At 38.4% G+C, this 928-nt stretch carries 1 protein-coding gene; it reads left to right on the forward strand.

All coding sequences use genetic code 11. From position 1 onward, the window contains the following. Positions 1 to 717: zinc-binding dehydrogenase (locus tag ADA55_RS26285; RefSeq protein ID WP_048683117.1), on the forward strand; the 717-nt coding region annotated here is incomplete at its 5' end. Between the last annotated feature and the right edge of the window lie 211 nt (positions 718 to 928).

Here is a 928-nt window from a genome sequence, read left to right on the forward strand (position 1 = left end):
TTTACCCCTTTCAAAATCCCAGAAGACTGCGAGGTAGAAGATGAAAAATTGGTGTTGCTCGCTGATGCAGCATCCACAGCATTCTGGAGTGTAGATCACGCAGGTGTTAAATCTGGCGATACGGTTATCGTTTTAGGCTGTGGTCCTGTAGGTTTACTTACTCAAAAATTCGCTTGGTTAAAAGGGGCGAAAAGAGTGATTGCTGTCGACCATCTCGATTATCGTTTAGAGCATGCAAAAAGGACGAATAAAGTCGAAACCGTAAATTTTGCACAATATGAAAACACTGGCGAATACCTTAAAGAAATCACTAAAGGTGGTGCAGATATCGTTATTGACTGTTCCGGGATGAGTGGCAAAATGACTCCGATGGAATATCTTGCATCGGGTCTTAAATTACATGGGGGAGCCATGGGAGGGATTGTAATTGCGTCCCAAGCCGTGCGTAAGGCGGGAACCATACAAATAACAGGCGTTTATGGCGGCCGTTATAATGGATTCCCCCTAGGAGATATTTTCCAAAGAAACGTGGATATTAAAACCGGACAGGCTCCTGTTATTCCTTATATGCCCTACCTTTATAAACTAATATCAGAAGGAAAAGTAGATCCTGGCGATGTTGTAACCCATGTACTTCCAATTGACCAAGCAAAGCATGGGTATGAAGTGTTTGATACAAGGACAGATGGATGTATTAAAGTGGTCCTTAAGCCATAAAGATGGTTGTTTTCATTTGGAAAAATAGATTTAACTTCAATGAGTGTTGAAATTATGGAAAACTTATCTAATAAATTAAATTAAGCAATAAATAGAAATAGGATTTCACTAATTTTTCAATGTTTTTGGGTTGATAAAAGAAGCAGATTGTGAAGGTTTGTACTTAAACTACCATGAAAATAAGTTTCTTTAAAAATGAAAAATGACAATA

It is taken from the genome of Bacillus sp. 220_BSPC (assembly GCF_001054655.1).
GTDB lineage: Bacteria > Bacillota > Bacilli > Bacillales > DSM-1321 > Peribacillus > Peribacillus frigoritolerans.